Annotated in this window: 19 protein-coding genes; 12 read left to right on the top strand and 7 right to left on the bottom strand. The window is 69.6% G+C overall.

Annotated features, from left to right (window positions below; genetic code table 11):
• Positions 1-50: 50 nt before the first annotated feature.
• Complete coding sequence (locus AC2YHT_RS08205; RefSeq protein WP_487289098.1) at positions 51-428, bottom strand: methylglyoxal synthase; 378 nt, start codon at positions 426-428, stop codon at positions 51-53.
• A gap of 178 nt (positions 429-606) precedes the next feature.
• Here AC2YHT_RS08205 and AC2YHT_RS08200 point away from each other — a divergent pair, with 178 nt between their 5' ends.
• The 4 genes from AC2YHT_RS08200 to AC2YHT_RS08185 all read left to right on the top strand — a co-directional run bounded on the left by AC2YHT_RS08200 (position 607) and on the right by AC2YHT_RS08185 (position 4,233).
• Positions 607-1,818 carry a glycosyl hydrolase 53 family protein gene (locus tag AC2YHT_RS08200; protein ID WP_487289097.1) on the top strand — a complete coding sequence of 404 codons (1,212 nt, stop codon included), beginning with the start codon at positions 607-609 and terminating at the stop codon, positions 1,816-1,818.
• Between the two features lie 203 nt (positions 1,819-2,021).
• The gene (locus AC2YHT_RS08195; protein ID WP_487289096.1) at positions 2,022-3,251 is read left to right on the top strand and encodes a trypsin-like serine protease; all 1,230 of its coding nucleotides are present in this window, start codon (positions 2,022-2,024) and stop codon (positions 3,249-3,251) included.
• A gap of 2 nt (positions 3,252-3,253) precedes the next feature.
• Positions 3,254-3,958 (top strand): TIGR02594 family protein, encoded by a 705-nt coding sequence (locus tag AC2YHT_RS08190; RefSeq protein WP_487289094.1) that lies wholly within the window; start codon positions 3,254-3,256, stop codon positions 3,956-3,958.
• A gap of 17 nt (positions 3,959-3,975) precedes the next feature.
• Positions 3,976-4,233 (top strand): hypothetical protein, encoded by a 258-nt coding sequence (locus tag AC2YHT_RS08185; RefSeq protein WP_487289093.1) that lies wholly within the window; start codon positions 3,976-3,978, stop codon positions 4,231-4,233.
• Between the two features lie 8 nt (positions 4,234-4,241).
• Here AC2YHT_RS08185 and AC2YHT_RS08180 read toward each other — a convergent pair whose 3' ends face one another.
• Together AC2YHT_RS08180 and AC2YHT_RS08175 are read right to left on the bottom strand one after the other, a co-directional pair.
• Positions 4,242-5,840 (bottom strand): peptide chain release factor 3, encoded by a 1,599-nt coding sequence (locus tag AC2YHT_RS08180; RefSeq protein ID WP_487289092.1) that lies wholly within the window; start codon positions 5,838-5,840, stop codon positions 4,242-4,244.
• 67 nt (positions 5,841-5,907) lie between these two features.
• Entirely contained in the window at positions 5,908-7,584 is a 1,677-nt protein-coding gene (locus AC2YHT_RS08175; protein WP_487289091.1) for a DUF1570 domain-containing protein, read from the bottom strand.
• A gap of 184 nt (positions 7,585-7,768) precedes the next feature.
• On the opposite strand from AC2YHT_RS08175, the gene AC2YHT_RS08170 reads away from it, so the two are divergent.
• On the top strand, positions 7,769-7,906 hold the full coding sequence (locus AC2YHT_RS08170; protein WP_158285896.1) for a hypothetical protein: 138 nt from the start codon (positions 7,769-7,771) through the stop codon (positions 7,904-7,906).
• Positions 7,907-7,922: 16 nt separating this feature from the next.
• On the opposite strand, the gene AC2YHT_RS08165 is transcribed toward AC2YHT_RS08170, so the two are convergent.
• Together AC2YHT_RS08165 and AC2YHT_RS08160 are read right to left on the bottom strand one after the other, a co-directional pair.
• Entirely contained in the window at positions 7,923-8,303 is a 381-nt protein-coding gene (locus tag AC2YHT_RS08165; RefSeq protein WP_487289090.1) for a hypothetical protein, read from the bottom strand.
• Positions 8,304-8,441: 138 nt separating this feature from the next.
• Entirely contained in the window at positions 8,442-8,771 is a 330-nt protein-coding gene (locus AC2YHT_RS08160; RefSeq protein ID WP_110118447.1) for a DUF1491 family protein, read from the bottom strand.
• A 69-nt stretch (positions 8,772-8,840) separates the two neighbouring features.
• Between AC2YHT_RS08160 and AC2YHT_RS08155 the strand changes: the two genes are divergently transcribed.
• Genes AC2YHT_RS08155 through AC2YHT_RS08140 form a run of 4 tightly spaced genes read left to right on the top strand, consistent with a single transcriptional unit; the run spans position 8,841 to position 11,649 of the window.
• The gene (locus tag AC2YHT_RS08155) at positions 8,841-9,740 is read left to right on the top strand and encodes a hypothetical protein (protein ID WP_487289088.1); all 900 of its coding nucleotides are present in this window, start codon (positions 8,841-8,843) and stop codon (positions 9,738-9,740) included.
• Positions 9,741-9,795: 55 nt separating this feature from the next.
• Positions 9,796-10,542: an exonuclease domain-containing protein gene (locus AC2YHT_RS08150; protein ID WP_487289086.1), complete on the top strand. Its 747-nt coding sequence runs from the start codon at positions 9,796-9,798 to the stop codon at positions 10,540-10,542.
• A gap of 49 nt (positions 10,543-10,591) precedes the next feature.
• Complete coding sequence (locus AC2YHT_RS08145; protein ID WP_487289084.1) at positions 10,592-10,885, top strand: hypothetical protein; 294 nt, start codon at positions 10,592-10,594, stop codon at positions 10,883-10,885.
• Positions 10,886-10,902: 17 nt separating this feature from the next.
• On the top strand, positions 10,903-11,649 hold the full coding sequence (locus AC2YHT_RS08140; protein WP_487289083.1) for a hypothetical protein: 747 nt from the start codon (positions 10,903-10,905) through the stop codon (positions 11,647-11,649).
• Positions 11,650-11,665: 16 nt separating this feature from the next.
• Here the strand turns inward: AC2YHT_RS08140 and AC2YHT_RS08135 are convergent, their stop codons facing one another.
• Positions 11,666-12,070, bottom strand: coding sequence for an MliC family protein (locus AC2YHT_RS08135; protein ID WP_487289081.1), 405 nt, complete (start codon positions 12,068-12,070; stop codon positions 11,666-11,668).
• 67 nt (positions 12,071-12,137) lie between these two features.
• Positions 12,138-12,452, bottom strand: coding sequence for a metalloregulator ArsR/SmtB family transcription factor (locus tag AC2YHT_RS08130; protein WP_487289080.1), 315 nt, complete (start codon positions 12,450-12,452; stop codon positions 12,138-12,140).
• Positions 12,453-12,745: 293 nt separating this feature from the next.
• Between AC2YHT_RS08130 and AC2YHT_RS08125 the strand changes: the two genes are divergently transcribed.
• Genes AC2YHT_RS08125 through AC2YHT_RS08115 form a run of 3 tightly spaced genes read left to right on the top strand, consistent with a single transcriptional unit; the run spans position 12,746 to position 14,333 of the window.
• Positions 12,746-12,979, top strand: coding sequence for a hypothetical protein (locus tag AC2YHT_RS08125; protein WP_487289079.1), 234 nt, complete (start codon positions 12,746-12,748; stop codon positions 12,977-12,979).
• On the top strand, positions 12,976-13,428 hold the full coding sequence (locus AC2YHT_RS08120; RefSeq protein WP_487289077.1) for a hypothetical protein: 453 nt from the start codon (positions 12,976-12,978) through the stop codon (positions 13,426-13,428). The genes AC2YHT_RS08125 and AC2YHT_RS08120 overlap by 4 nt, the downstream gene beginning before the upstream one ends.
• Positions 13,425-14,333 (top strand): acyl-CoA desaturase, encoded by a 909-nt coding sequence (locus AC2YHT_RS08115; protein ID WP_487289076.1) that lies wholly within the window; start codon positions 13,425-13,427, stop codon positions 14,331-14,333. The genes AC2YHT_RS08120 and AC2YHT_RS08115 overlap by 4 nt, the downstream gene beginning before the upstream one ends.
• Positions 14,334-14,336: the final 3 nt, after the last annotated feature.

The raw sequence follows: 14,336 nt of genomic DNA, 5'->3' as shown, positions 1-14,336 counted from the left end.
AACCGTCCCCCCGCCGGCCTTCGGCCGCCTCCCCCAGAGGGGGAGGTTCCTTACCCCAGCCCCTTTACCACCAGCGTCGCGGTCGCCGCGTTGCAGGCGAAGGGGATGTCGGCGAGGGTGGCCAGGCGGATCAGGGCCTTGACGTCGACGTCGTGCGGCTGGGGCGACAGCGGGTCGACGAAGAAGATCAGAATGTCGAGCCGGCCCTCGGCGATCATCGCGCCCAACTGCTGGTCGCCGCCCAGGGGGCCGCTCTTGAGGCGGGTCAGCTGCAACTGCGGCAGGGCCTGCAGGATGCGGCCGCCGGTGGTGCCGGTACCGTAGAGCACGTGCTTTTCCAGGAACGCCGCGTGGGCCAGGGCCCAGTCGACCAGCTCGGCCTTCTTGTCGTCGTGGGCCACGAGGCCGATGGCGAACTGGCGGGACATGCGGGACGGCTCCGGTTGAAGGCGTCCCTCCTATAGCGGCTGGCGAGGCCGCCGCCAGCCACCCCTTCCCTTCGGCGGGCCACTTCCCTTTTCACGCGCAATGCCGCTAGGATACATATTGAAACGATATCTCAAATAATGAGATCGCCAGCCACAGCGATCCTGGAGGAAGACGCCGATGACCCTGGACCGCCGCGCCTTCGCCATGGGCCTGACCGCCCTGCCCCTGCTGTCGGCCGCGCCTCGCGCCCTCGCTGCGTCTCCCGGCGCCCGCCCCGGCCCGTTCCTGCTGGGCGCCGACATCACCTGGATTCCGCAGGACGAGGCCGACGGCGCGACCTTCTACGCCAATGGCCAGAAGCGCGACATCCTGGCGATCCTGGGCGACGCCGGCTTCAACGCCATCAAGATCCGCATCTTCGTCAATCCCGAGAACGGCTACTCCAAGGGCCGCCAGACCGATCCCTGGGCGGGCCTTGGCCAAACCGTGGCGATGGCCAGGCGGATCAAGGCCGCCGGCATGCACCTGACGATCAGCTTCCACTACAGCGACAACTGGGCCGATCCGCAGAAGCAGGTGAAACCCGCCGCCTGGACCGACCTGCCGTTCGATGCGCTGGTCAAGGCGGTCGGCGACCACACCCGCACGGTGCTGAGCGCCCTGACCAAGGCCGGCGCCAAGCCCGACATGGTGGTGATCGGCAACGAGATCACCTTCGGCATGCTGTGGCCCGACGGCCGCGTGCCCCTGCCCGTTCCCACCGGCAACCCGGCCACCGACGCGGTGCACCTGAACGTTCCCGACGCCGGCGGCTTCGACAAGCTGGCCAAACTGCTCAGCGCGGGCCTGGACGCCTCGCGCGAGACGGTTCCGGGCGTCAAGACCAGCCTGCACAACCACCTGGGCCGCCACTGGACGATCGTCAGCCACTGGACCGACAGCCTTCTGGCGCGCGGCGTGCGCTTCGACGCCGTCGGCTTCTCCTGTTACCAGCAGGCCGCCGAGGGCGACTGGGCCAACACCTTCACCCGCTTCGGCGAGCGCTACCGCGACCACGGCTTCTACGTGGCCGAATATTCCAGCCGGAAGCGCTACGTGAACGACCTCGTCTTCGACGCCCCCGGCCAGCGCGGCTGGGGCACGTTCATCTGGGAGCCGACCCGGCACCAGGAGGCGATCTTCGATCAGGACGGGCACAACGCCGGCGAGGGTCCGCGCCCCAACCTGCTGTCGCAGGGCATCAACGCCGCCGAGGCCCCCGGCGCGGCGATCGCCGGCGCCCCGCCCTCGCCGCCCGAAAAGACCGAGCACGGCGGCCGCTACGACGCCAACGCCTTCATGGAGCTCTATCGCCAGATGGCGCGGGATTATGGGGCGCCCAGAGCGTGAGCGGACGATCCGCCTTCAGGCTCTCGATCATAAAACTCGCCACGGAAATACACGCAAAGAGAGAAACATTCTTCTCCGCACGTCCGCCATGGTTAATGGTGAAGCTGTAGCTTCACCAGACGGACAGCCCGATGCGCGCGTGCCCATTGGAGAGTAACGCCAAGCGCCGCAGGCTCAGCCATCTGGCTCGATTTGTGTTGGGGGTGTTCGCCCTCGCCGCGGCGACATCGGCGGCCGGGTCCGATCGGCTCACGGTCGACACCGTGCAGGCGGACTGGCTGGCTCAGCCTCGCATGGTGGCGAGAGAGTTCGCCGGCGAGGCGCTGTCCCTTTACCGGACCACCAGCCTGGCCCCCGCCGCGGGTTCGATCGCCATCAACTATCCGAACGGTGACATCGAGATGTGCAGCGGCGCGCTGGTCGCCCCGCGTCAGGTGCTCACAGCCGCCCACTGCGTCTGCGGCAGGCCCTATACCGCCGACTACGGACCGGACACAGCCGCCTGCTCGAAAACGCTGTCCGATCTTCGGATCAGCGTCTATCTGCCGAGTTCGGGCTTCTTCGAAGCTTCGGCCCCCGCCATCGTTCATCCCCACTACCTGGCCGACGACGACAGCGTGGGTTTGCGTCGCCGTTCGGTTTTCGACCTGGCGATCATCACCCTTGACCGGACACCTTCGGCGCGCCCCTTGCCCCGCGCAAGGATCGACCCGCGCATGGTGCAGGTCGGCTATGGCCTGCTCGCCGAAACGCCCCCCACCAGCCTCGATCTCGAAAATCAGCCTACGGGCGGCAATCAGGAATACCTCCCTGGGGTCGGCCAGGCCGCTATGCAGACCATCCGTGCGGGCAAGACCGATTGCGGCCTGCATGCGCCGCCGGAAGCGGTCTGCGCGGCCTACAGCCCGCTCCCCGTACTTGACCCTCGCAGCCACTCAACAACGGCCTGCGGCGGCGACTCCGGCGCGCCGCTGCTGGCCTTCCGTGACGGCCAGGTCGTCGGTGTCGCCGCCGTGGCCTTCTTGGTCGCCGGCTCCAGCAGCGACCCTGAAGCCTGCCTGCGGGCCGGCGCCCGCTACACGCTCTATACCGACCTTTCCTGGCCCGAGGTCGCCCGCTGGCTGGACGCCGAACTGCGCCCCTCGGCCGTCGACGCCGAGGGCCTGATATGCGGCGACAACCCGCTGAGCGCGGAAGATCCGGACGTGCGTCTGGTGGACGGTCCCGAGATCGTTTCGGCCAGCGCCGTTCGGCGACGCGGCGCCCTGGCGCCGCGTATCGCGATCGAAGGCGCCGCCCCCGGCGACTGCACGACTGACGAGGGTCGGGTCGCAATCTCCTGTCGCATAACCCCCGGCCGCAGGCCGATCGTTCGCCATGAGGGTCCGGTGCAAGTCACCGCCTGCTGGTCTCCCCAAAGGAGTGGTTCATGACCTTGTCCCGCCGCGGCCTCTTCGCCGCTCCAGCCCTCGCGACCAGCGTCGTGGCATCCACGGTCGCCGCGCAGCCGCAGTCCACGCCGCAGGCGGACTCGATCTTCGCCGACTTCATCGGACCGCAGTTCGATCCGGAGCACGATCATCGCAATGCCGCGATCGGCACGGGTTCACCCCTGCATGACGAGATCGCCGTCGCGGTCCGCCTGCTGCTGGGCGCGGGAAAATACGACCATCACCTGGACGTCGCCCGCTACTTCCAGAACATCAAGGAGCGCAATATCCAGGGCGAGCCCTACAATCGAGAATGGTCCAAGCGGGGAAATCCGCTGATCACCGGCCTGTTTTCGATGACCCAAACTCTGCCGGCGAAGGGCGACGAAACGCCTTGGTGCGCGGCCTTCGTCAGCTTCTGCCTCTACGCCGCCGGTCGGCCCACCGAAAGAACGGCCCGTGCGCGCGACTACGTCGGCTATCGCAACCAGGCCCGGACGTCGGATCCGCGCCCTGGCGACCTCGCCGTCTTCAAACGCAACGAGGCCGACGGCCACGTCGGTTTCTTCACGCGCTGGCAGACCAACGCCGCCGGCGCTCGGACCGGCAAGTTCATGGTGCTGGGCGGCAACCAGAGCGACGGGGTCAGCGAGGCCGCCTATCCGACGGCGAAAACCGCATTGATCGGCTTCTACCGCGTAGACGACTAACCAGGGAACGCAACGCCATGAGCGACCAGCAAGACCAGAAGCCGTCCCTCGCCTCGCAAGACGCCCCGCCCCGCAACGCGGTTTCGGATCAAGCGTCCGTGCCGGCGCCGCAGGCAAATCCCGTCGACGCCCCGAAGATCGTGGCGCCGCGGCTCACCGGCCTTGCGCGCCTGCGGCAGTTCTTCGTGCAGCGCCTTGGCGGGCCGCAGGGCGCGACCACCTGCATCGTCTGCGGACGCGTGAAGGTGAACGGTCGCTGCCCTGAGCACGGCTAGCGCCGAGACTAACCCCGCTCCTTCGTCCGCTCGAAGCGCACCTTCGGGTAGCGCTCCGCCACGTAGTTGATCTCCCAGCCGCTCTTGCCCAGGAATACCGGCTGGTCGTCGATGTCGCGGCCCATGGCCGTCTTGTGCTTGTTCTCGAAGTCCTCGACGTCGGCGCGCTCGCCGACCAGCCAGCGGGCCTCGGCGTAGGGGCTGTTCTCGAAGATCACGTCCAGCTGGTACTCGTTGGCCAGGCGGTCGGCCATGACCTCGAACTGCAGCTGGCCGACGGCGCCGACGATGAAGTCGGACCCGATCATCGGCCGGAACAGCTGGGTGACGCCTTCCTCGGCCAGGCCCTCCAGCGCCTTCTTCAGGTGCTTGGCCTTCAGCGGATCCTTGACCCGCACGCGGCGCAGGATTTCCGGGGCGAAGTTGGGCAGGCCGGCGAAGCGCAGCGACCCGGTCTCCGACAGGCTGTCGCCCACCCGCAGCACGCCATGGTTCGGAATCCCAATGACGTCGCCGGCGAAGGCGTCTTCGGCCAGTTCCCGGTCGGACGCGAAGAACATGATCGGCGCGTTGACGCTCATGGCCTTGCCGGTGTTCTGGGCCTTCAGCTTCATGCCGCGCGTGAAGCGGCCGCTGGTCAGGCGCAGGAAGGCGATCCGGTCGCGGTGATTGGGGTCCATGTTGGCCTGGACCTTGAAGACGAAGCCCGAGACCTCGCCGTCGCCCGGGGCGACATGGGTCTCGGCCCCGGCCTTGCTGGCCTTGGCCGGCTTGGGCGCGGGGGCGTAGGCGCCGATGCCGGCCAGCAGCTGCTCGACGCCGAAGTGGCGCAGGGCCGAGCCGAAGAACACCGGCGTCATGTGGCCTTCCAGGAACGACTGCACGTCGAACGGCTTGCCGGCCTCGGTGACCAGCATGGCGTTCTCTTCCAGCTCGGCGCGCTCGTCGGGCTCGAGGTACTGGACGATGGCGTTGCCGTTGAAGGCGACGGCGTCGGGGTGGCCCTCCTCGTCGGTCGAGCTCTTCTTGGCGTAGGGCAGGAACTGCTGGCTGCGCAGGTCGAGCATGCCCTTGAAGCGCCCGCCCGAGCCAGCCGGCCAGTAGAGCGGCGCGGGGTCGAGGGCGAGCTTCGACGAGACCTCGTCGAGCAGCTCGAACGGGTCCTGGGCCTCGCGGTCCATCTTGTTGATGAAGGTGATGATCGGGATGTCGCGCAGGCGGCACACCTCGAACAGCTTCAGGGTCTGGGGCTCGATGCCCTTGGCGGCGTCCAGCACCATGACCGCGGCGTCGGCGGCGGTGAGGGTGCGGTAGGTGTCTTCCGAGAAGTCCTCGTGGCCCGGGGTGTCCAGCAGGTTGAACATCAGGCCGTCGTGGTCGAACGTCATCACCGAAGCCGAGACCGAGATGCCGCGCTCGCGCTCGATCTTCATCCAGTCCGACTGGGTGCGCCGCGCCTGGCCGCGCGCCCGCACCGCGCCGGCCGCGCGGATCGCCCCGCCGGCCAGCAGCAGGTTTTCCGTCAGCGTCGTCTTGCCGGCGTCGGGGTGGCTGATGATGGCGAAGGTGCGCCGACGGGCGGCTTCAGCGGCGGGAGAAGTGCTCATCCGGCGGAACTACCGCCCCCGCGCGTCCTTGTCACCTTTTCCGGGGCGGGAACCGGAAGCCGCCGGCTCAGCCGGCGGGCTTGGCACCGCCCTTGGCCGGTCCCTTGGACGCGCCGCCGCCGGAGGTCCTGGCCGGCGGCTTGGTCGAGGCCGGGGCGGGCGTCGGGGCCGCGACCTGGGCGGGCGGCGGCGGCCGGTCGGCCTTGCCCTCCAGCTCCTTGAGCATGTTGGCCGCCATCTTCGCCGCGCCGCCGCCGTGCGGGTTGGCCGCGATCGGCGTCAGCATGTCGCGCGCCACGCCGTACTGGCCCGCGCGCGTGAATAGGCTGGCGGCGTTCATCCGGATCGTCGGGCTCTGCGGGGCGATCTCGGCGGCGCGGAAGACGACGTTCAGCGTGTTCTGCGACGGATCGCGATCGAAGGACCGCGCCTCGGCGTAGCCGTAGAGCGTCAGATAGTTGTCGCCGTCGATCTTGTGGGCCCGTCCCAGATACTTGGCCGCCTCGGCGTAGATCGCCTTGGCGTCGTCGTAGTCGGCGTGGCGGGCGGCGGCCAGGCGGCTGTAGGCCATGACCTGCAGGGCTTCCAGGTCGGTCGGCCGCTCGTCCAGCAGGGTCTTGAGGATCTTCTCGCCGGCCGCGCGGTCGCCCAGGTCGCATTCGGCGCGGGCCAGGACCAGGCGGCTGTAGAACTCGCCGGGACGCTTGGCGGCCAGCTCGCGCACCTTCTTCAGCAGCACCGCGCCCTGATCGTCGCTGACGCCGCGCTTCAGAAGCTGGGCCTCGAGGATCAGGTCGTCGGCGCCCGCCGGCATGCGGGTGAAGGCGATCTGCGGCGGCGGCGGCGGCGTGCGGGTGATCGCCACGCCCATCAGCGGCTTGCGCATATAGGTCCGCAGGTTGCGCTCCAGGGTCTTGGAGTCCTCGCCGAAGGCCTTGGTCCAGCTCTCCATCGGGTCGCCGCCCGCGCGGATGGCGGCGAGATAGTCCTGCAGCTTGGTCCAGCGCTGCTTGTCGGTCCAGACGTAGTGGGTCAGCAGCCAGGCCTGGGCGTAGAAGGTGGCCATGTCGTCGGAGCGCAGCTCGCCGGGCTCCTTGCCCAGCAGGTCCTCCATCGGCAGCCAGCGCTCATTGTAGAGCGAATAGCCCCGGCCGGCGTTGGCGCTGCCGACCAGCACCTTCTTGGGCTGGAGGTCGGCGGTCATGTAGTACTCGGCCAGCCCCTCGATCATCCAGCCGGGATAACCGTTGGGGAAGTACTGCATCATGAAGTGGTGCACGTACTCGTGCAGCACCACGTCGTCGCTGCCGTTCGAGGCGCTGCCGCGCTCGGCCCGGATGGCGATGGCGAAGATGTCGTTCAGCGCGTTGAAATAGACGCCGCCCAGCCGCTCGTCGGCGTCGGGATAGGCGCGTCGCAGCTGGTTGATGTTGCTCACCAGATAGACCGGCAGCTTGCGCGGGGTCTCGGCGGTCGTGCGGTTCTGCAGCACGCGCAGAACGCCGTCGAAGTCCTCCAGCATGGTCACGTAGCCGCGCAGCGTGGGCTCGCCGCGATCGGAATAGACGATGAAATGCTCGCTCTCGGCCCGCAGCCAGCGGCCGGGCGCATCGGCGCTCGGCGCCGGCTTGGCGGCGGCCGCCGTCGCGGCCTGATCCTGCGCCCGCGCCACGACCGGCGCCGCGCCAAGGCCAATAGCCAGCGCGCCCGCCACGCCGGCGAGCAAGAACTCACGGAAAGCCACTGTAGTCCCCCAACCGCAACCCCACGTGGATATGGCGGAGAAGGCCGGCGCCTGACAAGTCGTCTGCAGCGCGCGAACGGCCGCCGACGTAAAAAACCCTGTGCACGCTATGGGATTGGAGTCATGCTGCTCGCGTCGCCGACGTTCGGCCCCCGAGAGCCGTCGGGGCGACGGAGGAACCGACATGGCCCTGGCCGAAGACCCTCGCCGCCATATCCGTCACCGCTCCCTGGGACAGAGCACGCTCTGCCTCGGCACGGTCCTGGCGGGACTGGTGGTTCTCGCCCTCGCCCTGAACCTGCTGGCCGGCCTGCTGATCTAGCAGCCCAACCCGCCCGTCAGGCGGCCAGCCGACGCCAGACCTGGCGATCGGCTTCCAGATTGGTCAGTTGGCCGGCCTTCTGACGCTGGTGCAGCGCGCCCATGACCTCGATGCCGATCTGGGCGTAGCGCACCTGCACCTGCTCGATCAGGCAGCCCCGAGCCGGGGCGATGAAAAGGGCCGCGTTGATCTCCGGCGCCTTGGCGATCACCAGGGCGGCCAGGCGCTTGGCCTTCTCCACCTGCTTGTGATGCAGCAGCGGCTCCTGGGCGTAGAGCTCCTTGCCCAGCTCGGCGACGAAGTTCAGCGACAGGGCCGCGAAACGGTCGCGCGTCATCGGCGGCGACAGTTCGGCGGCGTCCAGGCTGAGCACGACGTCGTTCATCAAAAAGAGCATGGGCGGTTTGCGGGGGCTGCTAGGAGACCTGCGACATCCTGCCGCGCCGGACTTTCGGTCTGGTTTAGCGGCAAGGTTAATGCTGTGGATCGTTGCAGAGAACTTTGCTCCCCCAGATCCGGCGTCGAGGGGCCGCCGTCAGGCCTCGACCGGCTCGGTCAGGAAGTGGCGGCCCTCGCGATCCTCGATCTCCACCACCCAGACATCCGGATCGATGCGGGCAGCGCGCTCGGCATAGGCGTCGAGGTCGGGCTCGAAGTCCGAGCGGATCGGCTGCATCCACACCCGTTCGCCGTCGCCGCGCGTGGCCTCGCTGTAGAGCCGCACGGTTCCAGCCCGGCGATCGACCACCTTGACCAGCACGGCGCCGGCCCGGACGTCGCCCTTGCGGGCCACCATGGCGAAGGCGCCGCCCAGTTCGGCGCGGCGGATCAACGCGCCCACCCAGAGATCCGTCGAAAGAAGCATCGCTAACCGAACCGCAACCAGAGGCGGCTAAGGTCCGCCCGAACATCCTGTCTCGCAGAATACGAGAAAATGGCCACCAAGAAGACTGACCGCGCGCGCAAGCGGCGCTCGATGGCGACCGTGTTCGCCCTCGCGTCCCTGTGCGCAGCCCAGACGGCGGCCGCCACGCCCTCCGACCTTTTCTACGAACGCAGCCTGATGAGCGCCGCCGGCGCGCGCTGCGGCCTGTTCAGCCCGTCGCTGTCGGGCGCGCTGGACGCGGGCAAGGCCCAGGCCCGGGGCGCGGCCCTGCGCGCCGGCGCCAGCAGCGACCAGCTGGACGGCGTGCAGCAGCGCGCCCACGCCAAGGCCGCCTCGGTGCCCTGCAATTCCAAGGACCTGGGCACGGCCGCCGGCCGGGTGCGCAAGGCCTTCGAAGGCTACGCCCTGCTGCAGCGGATGAACTATCCGGGCGACCGGGCCACCTGGATAGCCGACCGCGCCAGCTCGGCGACCATCCCGTTCTGGCGGCTGTCGCAGCCCTCGAGCTTCGGCGGCGACCGGCTGGTGTTCGGCCTGGCCGGTCGCAACATCGAGCTGCTGGCCGTGGCGACCTTCGCCGATGGCGCGCGCCCCTACGCCGCCCGCCTGGTGATGCGCGACCCGACCCGCACCCAGGGACCGTATCTGAAGGCCCGCAACGGCGGCGGCCTGGCCGACAACGCCGCCCCGCGCGTCGCCAGCCGGGTGTTCGGGGCCGAGACCCGCGATCCCGCGCCCGCCCCCACCCTGCTGCCGACCAGCGCCAAGACCGGCATGAGCTTCCGCTTCCCGCGCGAGGCCGGCGACGTCATCGCCCGGCTCGACCCGCGCGAGGCGATCACCATCGAGTTCGTGATCCAGGGCCGCGACGGCGGCGAGACCGTGCGCCGAGCCTATGTGGAAGTGGGCGACTTCGCCGCCGGCCGGGCCTTCCTGCGCGTCAGCTGACAGATTTGGGATCGCGCCGTTTGGCGTGAGACCGGGCGGGGGCCATATTGGCTCCATGCAGCGTGTCCGCGTCATCGACCTGGAGACCGCCGGAAACGGCCCGCACGACGTCTGCGAGATCGGCTGGCAGGACGTGGTCCAAGACGCCGGCGGCCCGTGGCGCGTCGATGACGGGGCTCGCGGGTCGCAGTTGATCAATCCGGGCCGCCCGATCTCGCCCGAGACCATGGCCGTGCACCACATCCTCGACGCCGACGTCGCCGGCGCGCCATTCTGGAAGGACGCCGCGCCGGACGCGCTGCGGCCCGAAGGCGGCGTCGCGGCACTGGCCGCGCATCGCGCCTCGTTCGAGCAGCGCTACTGCACGCCCAAGCTGGCCGGGCCCGCGCCGTGGATCTGCACCTGGAAATGCGCCCTGCGCCTGTGGCCGCACCTTCAGAGCTTCTCCAACCAGATGCTGCGCTACCAGCGCATGCCCGACGGCCTGGTCCACCAGCTGGGCCTGCCGGCCCACCGCGCCCTGCCCGACGCCTATGTCACCGCCCACCACCTGCGCGACATGCTGAACGTCGCCTCGCTGGAGCAGCTGCTGGCCTGGAGCGAGCAGCCCGGCCTGCTGCCCCGCGTGCCGACCGGCGCCCATCGCGGCAAGGCCTGGGACCAGCTCGACGGCGACGCCCTGCTGACCCTGGCCAAGGACCGCGACGTCAACCTGCGCTTCAGCGCCGAGACCGAGCTGCGCCGGCGGGGGGATGCGGTGGAAGTCGAGCCGGCCGAACCGGCCCAGCGCACGCTGCTGTAGCCCCCCCGCGCCGGCATTGACGCCGGAACGCAGCCTGCTCCAATTGGGCATGGAAGAAGATCCGCGCGGCTGGCCCGACGACATGATCGCCGTGTTCGCGGCGCTGGGCAGGGCCATGGGCGAGCAGCGGCTGAGGCCCGAGATCCTCGCGCGATTGTCGCAAGGCCAGGGCGCGATCGTCGAGGACCACCTCGTCGAGATCACCCACGCTTCGGGGCGCGACCTGGGCGAAAAGCAGGGCCGCTATGCGATCGAGATCCGCGGCGACCGCTGGCTCGACGGCGGCCGATGGACCTTCGTTTCCGGAGAGTTGGAGCGGCTCGCTCGCCTCAACGTCAGATGAGAGCCTAGTCCGCCCCCATGTACGACGAAGAAAACGACGACGACGGCTATCAGACCGTCGGGAAGATCGTGGGCGTGGTGCTGGCGCTCCTGCTGGCCCTGTGCGGCATCGCGGCGACGGGATGGGGCGACGCTACCGTCGAGCCGCGCATGGAGGCCTTCGCCCGGGAGACGCCCGGCATGATCCTGTGGTGGCGCGAGGACGTGGGCCTGCTCATGGTGATCGGCGTCCTGCTGGTCATCGCGCCCCTGGTGCTGGTGCCGGGCGCCTTCGGCGTGCGCTACCGCCGCTTGATGCCGACGCTGCGGCCGCGATGGCGCGCGGTGCTGGTGGCGGGACTGGCCATTGCGATCGGGGCCGAGGCCGTCGCCTATCGCATGCTGGGCGGCCGCGAGATCGGCGTGGCGACAATGGACGGCGTGCAATGGCTCCGCGACGGAACGCCCCATGATCAATGGCGCTGGGAGCAGGCGACCCGGGTCAGCGGCGGCTGCAGCGCCGATGGTCGGTCTTCGCAGTCCAAGCGCGGCTACGTCGTGGAGTACGTCGTCGCCTTTCCGGACGAGCGGGAAGCGCGGCTGTCCTTCAGGATGGAAGACGCGGCCGCGTGGGTCAAAACCCTGAAGCCGATCGACGACAGGCTGACCGCCGCCGGCGTGGACCGCGCGATGGCGCGCGACGCCGATTGCCTGGCGCACTACCAGGCGGCGATGAACGACGACGACCAGGCCCTGTTCCAGCAGGTGCTCAGGCCGGCGGACTGAAGGTCCTACCCCGCCCCTACCCCGCGTCAGCCGGGGCCAGGCACTCGACCGGCTTGCCGCTGGCGACGTCCTCGCCGGGCTTGAGTTCGGAGACCAGGCCGTCGGTCATGCCCTTGGTCCACCACTGCAGGCCGTCGCCGACGTAGCGCGCGCCGCTGGCCGACATGGCGACGGTGAGGGTGCGGGTCTTGCCGCCGTATTCGACGACGGCGGTCTTGTCGTCGAGATAGCGGGCCTTCAGCGCCTGGCCGTCGGCGCAGGCGTAGACGATCTCCTTGACCGCCGGGGCGGCGGGGGTCGCCGGCGCGGGGCTCTGGGCCAGGCCATCGGGCGTCGGCGCCGGCTTGGGCGCCTCGGTCTTCTTTTCGCAAGCAGCCAGGGCCAGAACGGCCAGGCCGGCGACGAACAGCGGGCGGATCATCGGCAAGCTCCCCGAAAGCGAAGGTTCCACGCCCCTATAACGTCGGCTGGCCGACCTTCGTTGCCGATCACTCGCCGTCGCGGTCGGCCTTCAGCCGGGCGCTCTCGGCCCGCAGCGGCTTGGCGACCGGACAGACCTCCTGGACGAAGTCGTTCAGCGTGTTGACCAGACTGTCGCGCACCAGGCTGTAGTGCACGAACTGGCCGCGCTTCTCGCTGCTGACCAGGCCCGCGGCCTCCAGGATCGACAGATGCTGCGACACCGCCGGCTTGGAGATCGAAAAGCGCGAGGCGATCTCGCCCGCCGTCAGGTCGGCATGGGCCAGATAGGCCAGGATCTTGCGCCGGACCGTCGACGACAGGGCTTCGAAAACACGCTGCATGGAGCCGTATTTAAGCGCTTCGCTAATCGCTTTCAAATTAGTGATGAGGTATTTAAGGAATAACTTACACAAAAGGAACATCCCGTGCGGCTTTCCGAACCCGATCCGGCCCGGTTCATCAGCGCCCTGTTCATCGGCGGCCTGACCGGCGCGGCGCTCACCGGCGCGACCCTGATCTTGATCGGCGCGATCCCCGCCCTGCTCTCCAGCGAGCTCGCCGGCCTCGGCTCGGGCCTGGGCGTGGGGCTGATGGTGGCGCCGTTCGCCCTGATCGTCTGGATGGGGGGATACTGGTGGTCGGCGCGCCCTTCTGGGCCCTGCTCCACGTTCTCAAGATCCGCTCGTCCCAGGCCGGAGCGATCCTCGGCGCGGTCCTGGTCTTCGCCGTCGTGGCCGGCCTGTCGACGTCCTTTGTGCCGCAGGACGGGCGCTGGCCCTGGTTCGTCGCGATCTGGCTGGCCGCCATCGGCGCGGCCGTCGGCTGGATCATGGCGCGCGTGGCCTATGGAAAGGACGCCCCGCGATGAGCGAGCGCCCCCCGCCGGAAACAAGTTCCTTCCAGGTAGTCGTCGCCCTGCTGGCCGGCTCGACCGTCGGCGCCGGGCTCCATGCCGGTTGGGCGCAGGTCGAGAGCCTGCTCATCGGCGACATGACGCTGGTCGTGGCCAGCCCGGTCCTGGTGATCTTCGCCTTCTTCTGGGCCCTGGGCCTGCTGGTCTTCGGCCTTCCGGTCGGCGCCGTGCTGCACCGGCGCGGCCTGCGATCGCGGCGGGCGGGAGCGATCGCCGGCGCGATCCTGGTCGCGGTCGTCGTGGGTCTCTTCCGCCTCCTGGTCATGCTGTACGCGCCCAGCGGCCCCATCACCGCTCGCCACATCGCGGACGCCGTCCAGGGCGTGCTCCTGATGGGCCTGGCCGGCGCCGTCGTCGGCTGGGTCGTGGTCCGCGTCGCCTACGGAAAGGACGCCCCGCGATGAGCGACCATCACGACGATCCCTACGCCGTCCATTCCATCGCGCCGGACGCGGGCGGCGACGCGGCGAGCGGCCGCGTGGTCTGGGCGCCGGCGACCTCGCTCTGGCAGGGCGCAATGCTGACCGGGACCCTGGCCGCGCCGTTCTTCTTCAGCTGGAGCGCCCTGGCCGTCTTCGTGCTGACCACCGGCGCCACCCTGCTGGTCGGGCACTCGGTCGGCTTTCACCGGCGGCTGATCCACGGCAGTTTCGAGAGCCCGCGCTGGCTGGACTATCCGATGATGTGGCTGGGCACGCTGGTGGGCATGAGCGGGCCGCTGGGCATGATCGCCGCCCACGACCTGCGCGACTGGGGTCAGCGGCAGGCCGCCTGCCACCCCTACCTCTCCAACCGCGCCGGCTTCTGGACCGACTACGCCTGGAACCTGCACGGCCGGCTGGTGCTCGACGCGCCGCCGCGCCAGGAGATCCCGCCCCGCATCGCCGGCGACCGGTTCTACCGCTTCCTGGAGCGCACCTGGATGCTGCAGCAGGTTCCGGTCGCGCTCGTGCTGTTCGCCCTGGGCGGCTGGCCGTGGCTGCTGTGGGGCGTGGCGGCGCGGGTCTGCGTGTCGGTGACCGGCCACTGGTACGTCGGCCGCCTGGCCCATCGCACCGGGCCGCAGAGCTGGCTGGTCGAGACCTCGGGCGTCCAGGCCCACGACGTGCCCTGGGCGGCGATCCCGACCATGGGCGAGGCCTGGCACAACAACCACCATGCCTGGCCCGGCTCGGCCCGCATCGGCCTCTATCCCGGCCAGGCCGACTGGGGCTTTGCGCTGATCCGCCTGCTGGAGCGGCTGGGCCTGGCCTGGAACGTGCGGACGCCGGAGACCCTGCCGGAAAGGCCGGAGCTGGCGCGGGTGTAGGGG

The organism is Caulobacter sp. SRI_008 (assembly GCF_057586355.1).
The sequence above is the reverse complement of the archived record's forward strand: the minus strand, read 5'-3'. Positions and strand labels throughout refer to the sequence as shown.